The sequence below is a fragment of the Archangium violaceum Cb vi76 genome (assembly GCF_000733295.1).
In the GTDB taxonomy this organism is placed as follows: domain Bacteria; phylum Myxococcota; class Myxococcia; order Myxococcales; family Myxococcaceae; genus Archangium; species Archangium violaceum.
The window spans coordinates 1-14837 of sequence record NZ_JPMI01000020.1 but is presented as its reverse complement, the minus strand read 5'-3'; the positions used below and the strand labels follow the sequence as shown (position 1 = coordinate 14837).

Genomic DNA, 14837 nt, shown 5'->3' with positions numbered 1-14837 from the left:
CATTGACACCCTGGCGACAGGCTGACTACCGTCATGGGGACATGCCGGACACGTCGACTCGCGGGTTGTTCAAGCAGTTATTCCTGGTGCAGCAACTCAACAGCCTCTCCTGCATGCCAGTGGTGGTCTGGCTGGTGTCGCTGGTCATGGGCCTCACGCCAGACCAGGCCTTGCGGACGGCGGCCGTGCTGCTGCCACCCGCGGCGTTGATCTTCGGGCTCGGCCTGCCCGTGGCGCTCATCTCCACCACCTGCCGGTGGGCCCTCAGCGAGCGCCCGGGTGAACGCGCCGGTGCGCGTCTGGCGAGGATCCTCAAGGTTCCGCGGGTGTTGGAGGTGGGGTGCCTGCTCATCTACATGACGGGAGCCGCCACCTACACCGGGATTCCCGGCGTCTATTACGGCAAGGGGCTGCTGGCCATGCCGGTGGCCATGATCGTCATCGGGCTGATGGCCAGCCTCAACATGGTGTGGACGCGCATCTCCTTCGAGCGGGTGCTGCGGCCCCTGGCCCTCGCGGAGTTCAACCAGTACCCCAACCTGGAGCTCAAGGAGCAGGGTCTGCTGTGGCCGCGCTATGGCTGGTACCTGCCCTTCGTCTTCGGGCTGTTCGTGGCCACCACGCTCACCACCACGGTGGTCATCATCTGGAAGATCGCCGAGGAGAACATCACCGACCTGCTGGCGCGCATCTACACCGTGCCGGACCCGGGGGTGGCGATCCGCGAGACGGTGAGCCTGCTGTTCGAGCAGCTCGCCCTTCCGCTGCTGCTGGTGGGCCTGTTCCTGGTGGGCATCGCCGCGCTGGGTGCCTGGAGCGTGGCCAAGCACCTGGAGACCGGAGCCAACGCCGTGCGGAGCGCCATCGAGGGCCTGGCCTCGGGCAAGCCCCGCTTCCCGGAATGGGTGACGACCGACGAGGTGGGAGATCTCTCCCAGGCGACGGCCCGCGCCTTCGAGCGGCTCAAGCTGCTGACGCAGACGCTCGGCGAGTCCGCCCAGCGGTTGGGCACCTCGGCACGGGAGCTGGGCAGCTCGAGCCAGCAGCAGAACGAGACCATCACCCGCCAGGCGGCCGCGCTGCACGAGACCCATGTGACGGCGCAGGAGCTCAAGGACACGTCGCAGCTGGCCTCCAAGCGGGCCGAGACCATCCTCCAGCAGATGATCGAGGCGGAGTCCATCGCCCAGACGGGCGAGACGGTCATCGAGGGCAGCCTGAAGGGGCTGGAGCAGATCCGCACGCAGGTGGCGGCGATGGCCGAGCGCATCCGGTCTCTCGACTCGCATACGCGGCAGATCGCCCACATCACCACCACGGTGAAGGACCTGGCGGACCGGTCGAACATGCTGGCGCTCAACGCCGCCATCGAGGCGGTGCGCTCGGGAGAGCACGGCAAGGGGTTTGGCGTGGTGGCCCGGGAGATCCGCTCGCTGGCGGATCAGTCCATCCAGTCCACCCACCGCGTGCGGCAGCTGCTCGAGGACATCAGCGAGTCCATCCGGACGACAGCCACCATGACGGAGCAGGGCTCGGAGAAGGTGGGCGAGAGCCTGGAGCAGATCCGCGCCTTCGGCCACAACATGCGCCAGCTGTCCAACCTGGTGCAGAACAACGCGGCGTCGGTGAAGCAGATCTCCGCCGCGGTGGGTCAGCAGGGCACGGGCATCGAGCAACTGTTCACCGCGGTGACGGCCCTGACGGAGATGATGGAGGACACCATCACCCGCATCCGCGCCACGGATCAGTCCATCACCGTGGTGAGCAACGTGGCGAACAACGTGAGCACCTTCGTCGACAGCTACAACTGGAAGGCGTGAGCGGAAGGAGCGGGCCTGCCCGGAGCGACTGCCGCTCCGTGCTACGCCACGGGCTTCCTTTTGAGACGGGACAAGTGCTCTTCGCCATTCTCCGCGAAGAGCCGCGCCAGCACGGCCTGGCCCTCCGCGCCGTGCTCCAGCAGGTACGCCAGCTCCGAGGGCAGCAGCACCTTGACGGTGACGAGCTTCACCTCCCCATACGGTGTGGAGAAGTGACTCGGCAGCGTGCGTGACTCCACGCCCAGCAGCACGGCCACCCTGCCCTCCTGGGTGACGAGGGATTTGGGCATGCCCTTGCCGGACACCTCCATGGAGAAGAGGCCCGCCTTCACGCTCTCGCGCACGTGCTCGTGCTCGGCGACTTCATCCGCCACACGGTCCAGCAGCATCAGGGGCCAACCCTTCGAGATGTCCTTCACGGCTGCGTCCACCTCTAGGGCAAGCTCCAGGCCAAAACCCGTGGAAGGCTCCAGCCGCTCAATGAACGGGTCCGAAAGCCCATGAGTGACGAGCAGGGTGCGCCCTGCCTCGCAACGGATGACACTCCAGAGCTGCCGCTGGCCCGGCCACGAGCCGCTCATGGCGATGGGCATGAAGACCTCCTTGTCCAGCGACCCCAGGGTGCGCCAGGCCGCCTCACGAGCGGTGGCCGCCGTCTCCAGCAGCTCACGGCTCTTCCGGTCCCGTGCTCGCTCCTCCGCGCTGATGGTGCTGGGGCCGGTGACCTCCTTGAACTTCGGCCCCGTCGCGCCCAGTTCCTCAAGAGATTCCTTGATGACCTCGGAGACAACGATGGCTACCCAGCCCCAAGTACGGAATACCTGGGCATCACCCACCTTCGTGGGATCGATCCGCATGCCGATCACGGACCTGTACTCTCCGATCTGGTCTGGCAATCCATGCGCTGGCGTCACATAGCGCACCTCGTCGGAAGCCTCGTCGTCGATGCACTTCACGACACGTGTGATGTTGAGCAGGATGTACGGTTCGCGCTGTCCGTCCACCTCCACCGGAATCAGCTGCACATCACCGGGCGCCAGCGCGGCGAACACGGCCGCCACCCTGTCATGGACCACGGGAATCGACGAACCCGCCAGCAAGGTGAAATCGAGCGCCTTGCCAGGGGCATAGATAGGAATGCGGATTCGTCCCTCGACGTGAGTGGGCTCGCCCCGCTCAAACAGCCAAGTACGAATCTCCTGCTCCCGCTCATCCAGAGGACTTCCCAGTTCCCACCGGCCCGGGGTGTAGACGTCGTCGACCAGTCTGAAATACCGCTTCGCCATGAAGAACTCCTAGGGCGGTGACCTTTTGGTCGTCAGCAGCTTGTTGAGCCTGCTGCCCTTCGTGGTGATTTCCTCAGCCAACTCACGGAGCGCTTGCCTCAATGCTACGGCGCACTCCTGCTGATTGGGGCACCTTGCCGTCGCCTTCTTCAAGTGATCAAAGACTAATTGATGGTACTCCTCGGGATGAGGCCCCTTGTGCCCGGGCAGTGGAACCGTATTCGCCGGATCCTTCATCGACATGCCCGCCTTATCGAAGAATGGCTTGAGTTTCTCCGTCCAAGGCCCGCCACGGACGGTGGCAATCGTGTTCTCGATGGTGGCGATGTGGTGCACGTCCGGTTTCTTTCTGGCCGGAGGAGCCGCACGTGCCGGAGCGCCCTGCGGCGCCGCCATGCTCAAGACGTTGGCGGGCAGGACGACACTGAAGGTGCCCTCGGCCACGGCGACCTTCACCTTGTCCGCCTCATGCACGGCCGTCAGCACGTCTCGGATGCCGGCATGGGACTCGAGTGCACCGGAGGCTTTCGCGAAGCCCGGTAGCGTCGGAGCCTTGGACACGAGCGCCGCTGTTTCCCCCACCGCCGCCGTCCCCAGCAGCAGGAGAATCCGCACGCTGTTGGGCCCGATGACCTTGCCGAAGCGCTCTCCCGCCTCGCGCAGCTCCGCGAACGTGCTGGCCTCCGCCGCCTCCTTCCACAGCTGGAACCAGGCCCGTATCAGGTCGAAGAGCTCCCAGCCCAGGTAGCCCCACATGAGCAGAGCCAGTGCGGCAGCGACGCCTTTAGAAACGGGCTCGGGTGCCGAAACCAAGGCGAGATATCCAATGAGGGTGAGGCTCAGCGTCATCCACAGCTGCTTCGCGGAGAACATGCCTCGCAACTCCGCATCCCGGGCCTCCAGCGCCGCATTCACGGAGAGCGCCAGGGCGAGGTCTCGCTTGTCCTCGCCAGCCAGGCCCGGCCCGTCCTTGAACAACCCGAGGCAGTCACCCGGCGTGCCTTGTCGCTCGCAGAAGCTCCCGTAGGACCGGGCCAGGGGCGTGCGCCACTCCTCGCCTGAGAGCGGAGCGGAGGCCAGCGCCAGCTTCCGGTGGAGATAGAGCGGGACAGGGCAGTCGGCCAGCCGCAGCGGCACGTTCAGCACCAGGGTGGCCAGGGCCTCATCGAGCTCGGAGTCGCTCACCCGCACCGCTCCGAATCGGGTGGGCAGGGAGAGGCGAACCAGCCCGTCCGCGGCCGTGCCCTCCGGCGCCTCGGCCTTCGCGACAGCCGTGGACGACAGCGCGTCCCCAGGGGAACGGTGTGTGGCCCGAGGAAGGCCCGAGACACACGCGGCGTGGAGGAAAAGGATGATGAGGGCCCATGCGCCCAACCAGGGGCGAGGCCTCGTGCCCGACGGGCGCGAACCAAGGAGACGGGTGGACACGCCGCAGCTCCAGTCAGGGACGGATCAGGATGGGCCCCAGAAACGAAAAAAGCCCCCGAGTCACTTGGACTCGGAGGCTCATTTCGGAGTGCCCAGGGCGGGATTCGAACCCGCACACCTTTCGGCGCCACCCCCTCAAGATGGTGTGTCTACCAGTTCCACCACCTGGGCATTTCCGGCGCGGTCTCGACTGAGTGAGTCGCCCCGGAAACAACGCGGCCTCTAGTACCACGAACCGCGCTGTCTGCAACAACGAATTTTCAACCGCCTCGCCATCCGCTTTCTTCCGCGGGTGGCCGCCCGCCTACTGCCCGGGCGCCGGGGTCTCGGCCGGACGCGGCTGCTCCACGCTGCCAGGAGCCGCCGGAGCCGAACCCGCGGGAGGCGCCGCCTCCTGCGGATTGGCCGGAGGAATCTGGCCCGCCGGAGGAGCCCCACCCCCCAGCTGCTCCGTGCCCTGCTGCTGCGCCGGAGCCGGCTGCGTCGCCGCCGGCTTGTTCGCCAGCGAGCCCGCCACCGACGTGCGCATGCCCACGAAGGACAGGCCCAGCGACGTCAGGAAGAACAGCGCCGCGCAGATGCCGGTGATCTTGGTCAGGAAGGTCGTCGCGCCGCGGCCACCGAAGGCGCTCGTCGCGGCACCGCCACCCAGGGCCGAACCCATGCCGGCGTCCTTCCCGGGCTGCAACAGGATGACGAAGATCATGAACACGCACAGCACGACGTGCACGATCGTCACGAAGGTCAACATGCTTTAAGCTCTTCTTTCCGGTCCTGGATGAAAGGCCGCGCAGCCTAACCGAACGGGCCGGGCGGTGACAATCTTCCTGCGATCAGACCCCGCCCTTCGCGATCGCCGAGAAGTCGCCCGCCTTGAGGCTCGCCCCTCCCACCAGCGCCCCGTCCACGTCCGGCTGGCCCAGCAGTTCCGCCGCGTTGTCCGGCTTCACGCTCCCACCGTACTGGATGAGCACCCGCTCCGCCGTCCCCCGGTCGTACAGCCGCCCGAGCTGCTCGCGGATGGCCCGGTGCACCTCCTGGGCCTGGGCGCTGGTGGCCGTCCGGCCCGTCCCAATCGCCCACACCGGCTCGTAGGCCAGGACGAAGCCCGCCACCTCGGCCGCCTGGAAGCCCTTCAGCGCCCCCGCCACCTGCCGCTCCACCACCTCCAGGGTGCGGTTGCCCTCGCGCTCGGCCAGCGTCTCGCCCACGCAGATGATGGGCGTCATCCCCGCCCCCACCACCGCCCGGGTCCTCTTGTTCACCGTCTCGTCCGTCTCGCCGAAGTACTGCCGGCGCTCGGAGTGGCCCACGATGACGTAGGCGCACCCCACGTCCTTCAGCATCGCCGCGGACACCTCGCCGGTGTACGCCCCGCTGGCCTCCCAGTGGCAGTTCTGGGCGGCCAGCTTCACCGCGGAGCCCTCGAGCTCCTTCGCCACGGCCTGCAGCGACACGAACGGCGGTGCCACGGCCAGCTCCACCCGGTCTCCCGGAAGCGAGGCCACCAGCCCCTTCAGCTCCCGCACCAGCGCGAGCCCCTCGGGGATGGTCTTGTTCATCTTCCAGTTGCCGGCGATGAGCTTGCGTCGCGCCTGTGCCGCCATGAGGTCTGCCTCCGTGGTGTTGGGTACGGCCGACTACTTCGTCTCCAGCGCCTTCACGCCCGGCAGCTCGCGGCCCTCGAGGAACTCCAGCGAGGCGCCGCCACCGGTGGACACGTGGCTCAGCTTCGGAGCAATCCCCATCTGCGTCACGGCCGCGGCGCTGTCTCCTCCGCCCACCACCGTGATGGCGTCCTTGTTGAGCGCCATGGACTCGGCCACCGTGCGCGTGCCCGCGGCGTACTTCTCGATCTCGAACATGCCCATGGGGCCGTTCCAGATCACCGTCTTCGCGCTCTTGATGTGCTCGGAGTACATGGCCCGCGTCTTGGGGCCGATGTCCAGGCCCATCAGGTCCGCGGGAATCGCGCGGTCGGTCACCTCGCGCACGGGGCCCTTGTCCGTGGGCTCGGTGCTGCAGACGTGATCCACGGGCAGCACCAGCGACGTCTTCAGCCGCTGCGCCGCCTCGAGCATGCGCGTGGCCAGCGACAGCTTGTCCTCCTCCACGCGGCTCTTGCCCACTTCAATCCCCTGCGCCTTGAGGAAGGTGTAGGCCATGGCGCCGCCAATGAGCAGCGCGTCCACCTTGGGCAGCAGGCTCTCGATCACCTTGATCTTGTCGGTCACCTTGGAGCCGCCCAGGATGGCCACGAAGGGCTTGGCCGGGTTCTTCATCACCCCGCCCAGGTACTCCAGCTCCTTGCGCATCAGGAGGCCGGCGCCCTTCTCCTTCACGTGGGGCACCATGCCCGCGGTGGAGGCGTGGGCGCGGTGCGCGGTGCCGAAGGCGTCGTTGATGTAGACGTCGGCGAAGGAGGCGAGCTCGCGCGCGAAGGCGTCGTCGTTGGCCTCCTCCTCCTTGTGGAAGCGCAGGTTCTCGAGCATGAGCACCTGGCCGTCCTTGAGGTCCTTCACCAGCTTGCGCACGCCATCACCCACGCAGTCGTCGGCGAGGATGACCTCGTGCTTGGCCCCGAGCAGCTCACTGAGGCGGCTGGCGGCCGGCTCCAGCGAGAGCTTCGGGTCCGGCCCCTTGGGGCGCCCGAGGTGGGAGGCCAGAATCACCTTCCCGCCCATCTCCAGGGCGCGCCGGATGGTCGGCAGCGCCTCGCGGATGCGGGTGTCGTCGGTGATGCGCTTGCCCTCCAGGGGAACGTTGAAGTCCACCCGGATGAAGACGCGCTTACCGGTGAGCTGCATGTCGTCGATGTAGCGGATCATCTCGGTCCTCGCACTCGGAACGCCCGTTGAACAGGCTGACTACAGGCCCTTGGTGGCGAGGAACTTCGCCGTGTCCACCATGCGGTTGGAGAAGCCCCACTCGTTGTCGTACCAGGCCATCACCTTGAGCAGGTTGTCGCCCATGACCATGGTGTTGGTGGAGTCGAAGATGGAGGAGTGCGGGTTGCCGTTGTAGTCGACGGACACGGTCAGCTCGTCGCTGTACTGGAGGATGCCCTTGAGCGGGCCCTCGGCGGCGGCCTTGAAGGCGGCGTTGACGGCGTCGACGGTGACGGACTTGCTCGTCACCACGGTCAGGTCCACCAGGGACACGTTCGGGGTGGGCACGCGCACCGCCTGGCCGTTCATCTTGCCCTTGAGGGCCGGGAGCACCTCACCGATGGCCTTCGCGGCGCCGGTGGAGGCGGGAATCATCGACAGCGCGGCGGCGCGGGCGCGACGCAGATCCTTGTGCGTGAGATCCAGGATGCGCTGGTCGTTGGTGTAGCTGTGGATGGTGGTCATCACGCCCTTCTCGATGCCGAAGCTCTCCAGCAGCACCTTGCCCAGCGGCGCCAGGCAGTTGGTGGTGCACGAGGCGTTCGAGAGGATGTGGTGCTTCTTCGGATCGTACTGGTCATGGTTGATGCCGTAGGCGAGGGTCAGGTCCGGGCCCTTGGCCGGGGCGGAGATGATGACCTTCTTGGCGCCCGCGCCCAGGTGCTTCTCGGCGCCGTCGCGCTCGGTGAAGCGGCCGGTGCACTCGAGGACGATGTCCGCGCCCAGGGACTTCCAGGGCAGCGCGGTGGGGTCCTTCTGGGCGGTGACGGCGATCTCCTTGCCGTCGATGATGATGGCCTTGTCCGTGGCCTTCACGGTGCCCTGCCAGGTGCCGTGCACGGAGTCGTACTTGAAGAGGTGGGCCAGGGCGGCCGGCTCGTCCAGGTCGTTGATGGCGACGAAGTCGAGGTTCTCCTTGCGGCTCAGGGCGGCGCGAAGCACGCAGCGGCCAATGCGACCGAACCCGTTGATGGCAATCTTGGTGGCCATGTCTCAGTCTCCTTGAGAAGTTGGAAAGCTCACAGGCACACGACGGGCCGTACGCCCTCCCGTCGTGGGAAAGGGCGGCCGACCGTAGGCATGTGACGCACGCGAGTCAACGCTCTGTGAAGAGAGAACGACGACGCGTACGCCATAGCTGAACACTGGAGAGCAGCAACAGCCACGCAACGGACGCGCCGCCGCCCGCTCGGCAGCCACAGCCCGTCTCCGCGTTTTCGTAGGTCCCGGGAATGCGCTCCACGAAGCAGGGCCCGGGGCTCGAAGAGACCCGCACGACGGCACCCGGAGGCAGGACCTCCTCTCCGGTGGGCGGCGTGGGGGCGGAGGCCAGCACTCCCGCCCGGGCCAGGAAGGACCCCATGAGCCAGGCGCGGCGCTCGGGATTGACGATGCCCTCGAAGGGCACGCTCAAGAAGAGCACCTGTCCCCCCGGCGCCGAGGCCACCGCCGCGGCCGAGTCCGTCCCGGCATAGCCCAGCACGGGAGAGCCCCCGTCCAGAGGGAGGAGCACGTCCGTCGTTCCCACGGGGTAGGAGCCCCGTAGCCCGTCGTCGAGCAGCGAGCTGGAGAGGCCCGGGAGCCAGCCCTCCGAGAGCCCGTTCACCAGAAGCGCCGATGCGCCGCAACCTGGCAGGACATGGAGGATGTCCGTCAGGAAGGCCCGCTCCTCCGCGCCCCCCGCCGCGAGCGAGGAGGCCACATGACTGCCCGAGAGCAGAAGGTGCCCGCCCCCCGTGACGAAGGTGCGCATCAGCGCCTGCTCGGCGGCGGTGGGACCCTGCCCCCCTATCCCGCCCCGGCCGATGAACCAGTCCAGCACCCGGTAGCCCACGGGGGTGAGCAGGCCCGCGGAGATCGCCTCGCTGGTGGCTCCATCGAAAGCCACCGCGTGCTGAGCCACCGCGTCCCCGTGCCGCCGCAGGGCGGTGCCGTCATTCATGGACTCCAGCAGCTCGCGCAGCGGAGTGCCCAATGCGTAGGCCGAGAGGTCCTCGGCGCGCGCCAGCTCCGCGTCCAGGCGGCGGAAGGCGTTGACCACCAGCACCTCGGGAACCTTGCCCGCCTCCGGGACGCGTACCCCCACCACGTCCGAGGGGAAGGACTCACCGCCCTCGTTGAGGGAGGCCACGCGGAAGTAGCGCGTCGTGCCCGCCGGCAGGGTGATGGAGAAGGAGGTGGAAGCCACCTCGGAGCCCCCATTCCAGGCCAGGCCATCCGCGCTCTCGTAGACGCGGTAGCCGGTGGCCGCGTGCCCGCCCAGGTCCAGCGCATCCACGGACGGCTCGGTCCACTTCACCTCCACCCGGCCACTGCCCGCATGGCGCGCCACCAGGGCCGCGGGCGGCTCGGGCGGCAGGCGCACCGGCAGACTGTCTCGCGTGGCGAAGTACTTGATGAGTCCCTGCAGCAGGGCGCGCGCGGCCACCCGGCGGAACTCCGGCTGCTTCAGGTGCACCGCGTCCGCCGGATGGTCGTGGTAGGCCACCTCCACGAGCACCGCTGGCGTCTCCGGGTTGTGGGTCGGGTTCACCTCGCCCAGGTTGGCCGAGCGCAACGAGCGCACCCGCCAGTTCGGATCGACGGCGTTGCGGATGTCCTGCCGCAGCTCGTCCAGCAACGCCCGGCCGAGCACGTCGCTGCCCGGCACCCCCGTGAAGTTCAGCGTACCGTCCACTGGATTGGGTCCATAGACGTACACCTCGGTGCCACGGAAACGGTCGTCGGGCGTCGAGAGCCCGGAGGCGTTGGTGTGCCAGGCGACGTAGACGGCGTCCTCCCCCTCCTCGTGGAGCCAGGCGGCGAAGCGCGCACGCGAGGAGACGTCGTCGTTGCGCTCATTGGAGAGCGCGTTGATGCCCGAGGGCGCGAACACCGCGGGCGGCGCCCCGCTGAACTGGGTGTGGTAGCGCGCGCACTCCTCGAAACGGGGACGCGGCAGGGGCGCGAGCGCCCCGTCACCGATGACGCCCGTGCCACCACCCATGCGTACCGCGTCCAGCGACAGGGTGCCCGACTCCGCCGAGTCGTTGAGCGCCGCCACCGAGGCCGTCTCGGGATTCTGGCCCGCCCGGAAGTAGAAGCGGCCCAGCAGCACCCACGTGCCTCCATGGCGGCGCTGGTTCACCCGGAAGTGGCTCTCGCCGCCCGCGTGCCGCACCACGTAGTGCGCATCCGAGACACGGCCCGGGTCCGCCCCATACGAGACGTACACGTGGTAGGCGCCATCGGCTGGAATCGAGGGCGCCCAGGTGGCCTGCGCCGTGGCCGTGGGCGCGGCCGTCATCAACCGGTGGTCCCCGAGTTGGAAGGGCTGCACCGCGTTGCCCATCGGCGCCGGCGGCGGACCCCAGCCGGGCGTGGCGGAGGTGAAGAGCTCCGTGGCCCCGGTCTCCGTGTAGCCCGCGGCTCCGTTGTCGACGATGACCATGCGCGGGTTGAGGTCCGACTCGCGCACGGGAATCACCGTGGCGCCCGCCCCCATCAGCATCGGCAGCAGGTACTGGTTGAGCGTCTCGATGGAGACCAGGTCCTCGACGACGTCATTCGTGTTGCCCCGCTGGGTGGCCCACCGGCCCAGGGGCGAGCTGCGAAAGAAGCCATGCCCCGGGCTCAGGTAGATCGTCTTCCCCGACAGGGCCCCGGTGCGGATGCGCGTCTGGGGCACGCCCGCGAGCGCCGACACGGAGCCCTTGGGGTCCTCGCGGCGCACCAGGGGCGGCTCGGAAGGCGACCAGCGTGTCTCGTGGGGCCTCGGGCCCGGAAGTGGCACATAGACGGCACCTGGCGGCTCCAGGCCGCAGTCCTGGGCGAAGGAGCCATCGTCCTGGGCCAGGCTCATGCCCGGCAGGCAGAGCAGCGAGACCAGCATCCAGGCGGTGGTATGTACGTGAGCAGGAAGAGCCATGAGGAGGCGGACGTTAGGCCCCGGCGCGAGGGCATGCCAATCAAACCGTGAGTGCCTGCCTGCTCTCCCGCTAACCTGTTTCCGAGATGAGCTCTCCCGCCCTATCACCCCCGCTTCCACCCTCTTCCGAGAAGCAGCCCCCACCGCATCCTCCCCGGGGCGGCTCCGGCATGCTGGCTTCCTTCGTCCATGCCTGGAACGGGCTCATCCACACCGTCGTCCACCAGCGCAACATGCGCGTCCACCTCGTCTCCGCGCTCCTCGTGGGCCTGGTGGGCAGCGGCATCGAGCTGGGGCTCGCGGAGAAGGTGACGCTCATCTTCTGCGTCCTCCTCATCTTCTTCGCGGAGATCCTCAACAGCGCGCTCGAGCATCTGGTGGACCTCGCCACCCGCCACTTCGACGAGAAGGCCCGCCTCACCAAGGACGCCGCCGCCGCCGGCGTGCTGGTGCTCGCCACCGGTACCGTCGTCATCTTCGCCGCCATCCTCGTGCACAACTGGCAGACGGTGCTCAACAGCGGGCCTCGCATCGCCCGGCAGGTGGCGCTCGGCCTGCCCCTGGCCCTGTGCGTGCTGGTGCTGGTGCTCCCTCAACCCCGCTCCGTCTGGGTGGACCGGCTGGCCTTCGTGGGGGGCGCCCTGCTGCTCGCCGCGCTCGCTCCCGGTACCGCCAGCTCCGTCTTCACCGCCATGAACGCCGGGTTGCTCGTCGTCGCCGGGGCCGCGGCCCGCCAGCGCCGTCTCGAGCGCACCCGCCACGACTAGGGGGCGGAACGCGGACACAAAAAAACCGGCACCAGGCCGGTTTCTTCTTCGCCACCTGGAGGGCTGCTCGAGCCCCGGGGCCTGCCCGGAGCCCGGCTACCCGCCAGGGACGGAGCCAGTCTATCTGCTCAGGCGTCCTTGCGGAACTCCGGCCGGGCCTCGACCGTCGCCTGGGCAACGTTCTCTCCCTTGATGTCCTCCGTCACCAGGTCCAGCAGCTCCGTGGCGATGCCGATGATCTGCATGGGGGTATAGCCGCTCGCGCGCAGCTGGTTGAAGAAGGTACGGGCGAGAATCCGGGTGCCCTGCTTGTCAGTACTCAAGGACGTGTCCTCCGAGAAGCGGTTGGACCGCGTAATCACTGGCGGTTCCGTCTTCAACCCGCGTGCCAGCAGTGGCCTTCCTGACGAATTCTCCATGCACTTCGGGCGGTTGAGAGAAACCGGGGGCTGGCCGTGTTGTCCGCAGATGCGAAGGGGCGTTCGCACCCCGCCCGCCGTCCAGGGGGAGTGCATGCGAGGGGTGCATCGTCAAGTTCGCACCCGCTCGCTCCAAAGGTGTTCAACAGCTTGCATTCGGGGGCCCGGGTGACGCAGATACGCGCCCCCTGTCCCCGGCTTCAGGAGAAGAGCAGCGCATGGCGTATCGGGTGAACAACATCGGGCTGTGGTTGGACGAGCCGGAAGAGCTGCTCGGCCAGCGAGCAGCTGAGAAGCTCGGAGTGACTCGCTCGGACCTGGCGTCCGTGCGCGTCGTGCGCGCGGTGCTGGATGCTCGCAAGAAGGGCAGCCCCCGCTACATCTATACGCTGGAGGTGGAACTGGCCCCGGGCCGTGCGCCCCAGCGGCTGCCGCCGGACGTCAGTGAGTCCGCGCCTCCACCCGAGCCTCCCCAGCGTGTGAAGGAGCCGGAGCGCATGCCGCTCATCATCGGCACCGGACCCGCGGGTCTCTTCGCCGCGCTGGGACTACTGGAACGCGGCGTTCGCACCATCCTCATCGAGCGCGGCCGCGAAGTCGTGGCCCGGCGGAAAGATGTGGCGAAGCTGATGCGGGATGGCTCGCTGGACCCCGAGAGCAACATGAACTTCGGGGAGGGTGGGGCTGGCGCTTATACCGACGGCAAGCTGTCCACGCGCATCAACCACCCCATGGTGCGCAAGGTGATCGAAACGTTCGCCCGCTGCGGCGCGCCGGATCACATCCTCATCGAGGGCAAGCCGCACATCGGCTCGGACCTGCTGCCGGGCGCGGTGGCGAAGCTGCGCGACGAGCTGATCGCCGGAGGCTGCCAGGTGCTCTTCGAGCACAAGGTGGAGGAAGTGCTCTACCGCGACGGCCGGGTGTCGGGCGTGAGGCTGGCGGACGGGCGCACGCTGGAGAGCGATCGGGTGGTGCTCGCCCCGGGCAACTCGGCGCGCGAGCTGTATGAGCGCTTCGCCGCGGACGGGCGCGTGGTCATCGAGCCCAAGCCCTTCGCGCTCGGCTTCCGGGCCGAGCACCCGCAGGGGCTCATCAACTCCATCCAGTACGGGAGCGCGGCGAAGAATCCAAAGCTGCCGCCTGCCGACTACAAGCTGGCGGAGAACCTGGACGTGGACGGAGAGGTGCGCGGCATCTACTCGTTCTGCATGTGCCCTGGCGGCATCGTGGTGCCCACGCCCACCCAGGACGGGCTGCAGTGCACCAACGGCATGAGCAACTCGCGCCGCAACGCGAAGTACGCCAACGCGGGCATCGTCGTCACCGTGTCCGTGCAGGACTTCGAGCGCGAGGGCTTCAGCGGCCCGCTCGCCGGCCTGGAGTTCCAGCGTCACTGGGAAGCCAAGGCGTACGAGCTGGGCGGGGGGAAGTTCTTCGCCCCCGCGCAGACCATCCCGGACTACCTCGCCGGGCGCGTGAAGAAGGATCCGGGCGGCACCAGCTACCGGCCGGGGCTGGCGCATACGGACCTCAACAAGCTCTTCCCCGAGCGCCTCACGCAGTCGCTGAAGCAGGCACTCAAGGCGTTCGACCGGAAGATGCGCGGCTTCATCAGCGACGACGGCAAGCTCATCGGCATCGAGAGCCGTACCAGCTCGCCGGTGCGGATCACCCGCGGCGAGGACATGCAGTCCGTGTCGATGCGCGGGCTCTACCCCGCGGGCGAGGGCTGCGGTTACGCTGGCGGCATCGTCTCCTCGGCCATTGATGGACTGCGCGTGGCTGAGCAGATTGCGAGCGAGCTCGCCTGAGCCACGGGAGGGAGCCATGGGCTACCGCGTACGTACACCGGAGGGAGAGCTGGCCTACCCCACGTTGAGAGACGTGGAGGTGGCGTACGTCCAGGGGCTGGTGGAGCCCAACGACGAAGTGCTCGAGGATGGACACTCCACCTGGCGCAAGGCGTCGAGCATCCCGGCGTTGGCCCGGGCCCGTCCCGAGTCGAAGGGGCTCGCGGGGCGGACCCAGATATTGAGCGTCCTCGCCGCGGTGGTCCTGGGGGCCGGGGCGCTGGCCCTCATCATGAGCGACTCGTGGCCGCGAAGGGGATTGGGCATCGTCCTGGCACTGGCCATGAGCGTGCTGCTCACCCGGCTGACGGCCAAGGCCCACAAGCGGCCCGCCTCACAGAGGGACTGAGGCCCTACTTCCCCTCTCCCCTCGGGAGAGGGACGGGGTGAGGGTATCGGGTGTAACCAGGTTGCCCCTCGCGCTGTCCCTCCACTCGGGGACTCCGTACTGACGCACGGGTCAAGAGAA

At 68.2% G+C, this 14837-nt stretch carries 12 protein-coding genes and 1 tRNA gene; 4 read left to right on the top strand and 9 right to left on the bottom strand.

All coding sequences use genetic code 11. The features are described 5' to 3' along the window. Positions 1-41: 41 nt before the first annotated feature. Complete coding sequence (locus Q664_RS51530) at positions 42-1820, top strand: methyl-accepting chemotaxis protein (RefSeq protein ID WP_084609500.1); 1779 nt, start codon at positions 42-44, stop codon at positions 1818-1820. 41 nt (positions 1821-1861) lie between these two features. Here Q664_RS51530 and Q664_RS03725 read toward each other — a convergent pair whose 3' ends face one another. The 8 genes from Q664_RS03725 to Q664_RS03690 form a co-directional block, all read right to left on the bottom strand. After that, on the bottom strand, positions 1862-3106 hold the full coding sequence (locus Q664_RS03725) for an imm11 family protein (protein WP_043389881.1): 1245 nt from the start codon (positions 3104-3106) through the stop codon (positions 1862-1864). 9 nt (positions 3107-3115) lie between these two features. Continuing rightward, entirely contained in the window at positions 3116-4534 is a 1419-nt protein-coding gene (locus Q664_RS03720; RefSeq protein ID WP_075207319.1) for an AHH domain-containing protein, read from the bottom strand. Between the two features lie 89 nt (positions 4535-4623). Continuing rightward, positions 4624-4705: transfer RNA gene (locus Q664_RS03715), tRNA-Leu, on the bottom strand. A gap of 133 nt (positions 4706-4838) precedes the next feature. Further along, entirely contained in the window at positions 4839-5285 is a 447-nt protein-coding gene (gene secG / locus Q664_RS03710; RefSeq protein ID WP_043389880.1) for a preprotein translocase subunit SecG, read from the bottom strand. Between the two features lie 82 nt (positions 5286-5367). Then, positions 5368-6141 carry a triose-phosphate isomerase gene (gene tpiA / locus Q664_RS03705; protein WP_043389879.1) on the bottom strand — a complete coding sequence of 258 codons (774 nt, stop codon included), beginning with the start codon at positions 6139-6141 and terminating at the stop codon, positions 5368-5370. Positions 6142-6174: 33 nt separating this feature from the next. After that, positions 6175-7362, bottom strand: coding sequence for a phosphoglycerate kinase (locus Q664_RS03700; protein WP_043389878.1), 1188 nt, complete (start codon positions 7360-7362; stop codon positions 6175-6177). A gap of 39 nt (positions 7363-7401) precedes the next feature. After that, positions 7402-8412, bottom strand: a complete 1011-nt coding sequence (gene gap / locus Q664_RS03695) for a type I glyceraldehyde-3-phosphate dehydrogenase (RefSeq protein WP_043389877.1) — start codon at positions 8410-8412, stop codon at positions 7402-7404. Between the two features lie 106 nt (positions 8413-8518). Continuing rightward, positions 8519-11329: a golvesin C-terminal-like domain-containing protein gene (locus Q664_RS03690; protein ID WP_235216541.1), complete on the bottom strand. Its 2811-nt coding sequence runs from the start codon at positions 11327-11329 to the stop codon at positions 8519-8521. A gap of 86 nt (positions 11330-11415) precedes the next feature. Here Q664_RS03690 and Q664_RS03685 point away from each other — a divergent pair, with 86 nt between their 5' ends. Further along, a complete protein-coding gene (locus tag Q664_RS03685; protein WP_043389875.1) occupies positions 11416-12096 on the top strand; it encodes a diacylglycerol kinase family protein in 681 nt (226 codons plus the stop codon). Positions 12097-12224: 128 nt separating this feature from the next. Here the strand turns inward: Q664_RS03685 and Q664_RS03680 are convergent, their stop codons facing one another. Beyond that, the gene (locus Q664_RS03680) at positions 12225-12419 is read right to left on the bottom strand and encodes a hypothetical protein (protein WP_043389894.1); all 195 of its coding nucleotides are present in this window, start codon (positions 12417-12419) and stop codon (positions 12225-12227) included. A gap of 314 nt (positions 12420-12733) precedes the next feature. Between Q664_RS03680 and Q664_RS03675 the strand changes: the two genes are divergently transcribed. Together Q664_RS03675 and Q664_RS03670 are read left to right on the top strand one after the other, a co-directional pair. Beyond that, a complete protein-coding gene (locus Q664_RS03675; RefSeq protein ID WP_043389873.1) occupies positions 12734-14329 on the top strand; it encodes an NAD(P)/FAD-dependent oxidoreductase in 1596 nt (531 codons plus the stop codon). 16 nt (positions 14330-14345) lie between these two features. Further along, entirely contained in the window at positions 14346-14717 is a 372-nt protein-coding gene (locus tag Q664_RS03670; protein ID WP_043389872.1) for a hypothetical protein, read from the top strand. Positions 14718-14837: the final 120 nt, after the last annotated feature.

What these genes read in the sequence shown, in the direction of transcription:
- Q664_RS03670 (WP_043389872.1), top strand. Translation starts at nt 14,346, where the DNA reads ATGGGCTACCGCGTACGTACACCGGAGGGAGAGCTGGCCTACCCCACG.
- Q664_RS03690 (WP_235216541.1), bottom strand. Translation starts at nt 11,329, where the DNA reads ATGGCTCTTCCTGCTCACGTACATACCACCGCCTGGATGCTGGTCTCG.
- Q664_RS03675 (WP_043389873.1), top strand. Translation starts at nt 12,734, where the DNA reads ATGGCGTATCGGGTGAACAACATCGGGCTGTGGTTGGACGAGCCGGAA.
- Q664_RS03685 (WP_043389875.1), top strand. Translation starts at nt 11,416, where the DNA reads ATGAGCTCTCCCGCCCTATCACCCCCGCTTCCACCCTCTTCCGAGAAG.
- Q664_RS51530 (WP_084609500.1), top strand. Translation starts at nt 42, where the DNA reads ATGCCGGACACGTCGACTCGCGGGTTGTTCAAGCAGTTATTCCTGGTG.
- Q664_RS03725 (WP_043389881.1), bottom strand. Translation starts at nt 3,106, where the DNA reads ATGGCGAAGCGGTATTTCAGACTGGTCGACGACGTCTACACCCCGGGC.
- tpiA (WP_043389879.1), bottom strand. Translation starts at nt 6,141, where the DNA reads ATGGCGGCACAGGCGCGACGCAAGCTCATCGCCGGCAACTGGAAGATG.
- gap (WP_043389877.1), bottom strand. Translation starts at nt 8,412, where the DNA reads ATGGCCACCAAGATTGCCATCAACGGGTTCGGTCGCATTGGCCGCTGC.
- secG (WP_043389880.1), bottom strand. Translation starts at nt 5,285, where the DNA reads ATGTTGACCTTCGTGACGATCGTGCACGTCGTGCTGTGCGTGTTCATG.
- Q664_RS03700 (WP_043389878.1), bottom strand. Translation starts at nt 7,362, where the DNA reads ATGATCCGCTACATCGACGACATGCAGCTCACCGGTAAGCGCGTCTTC.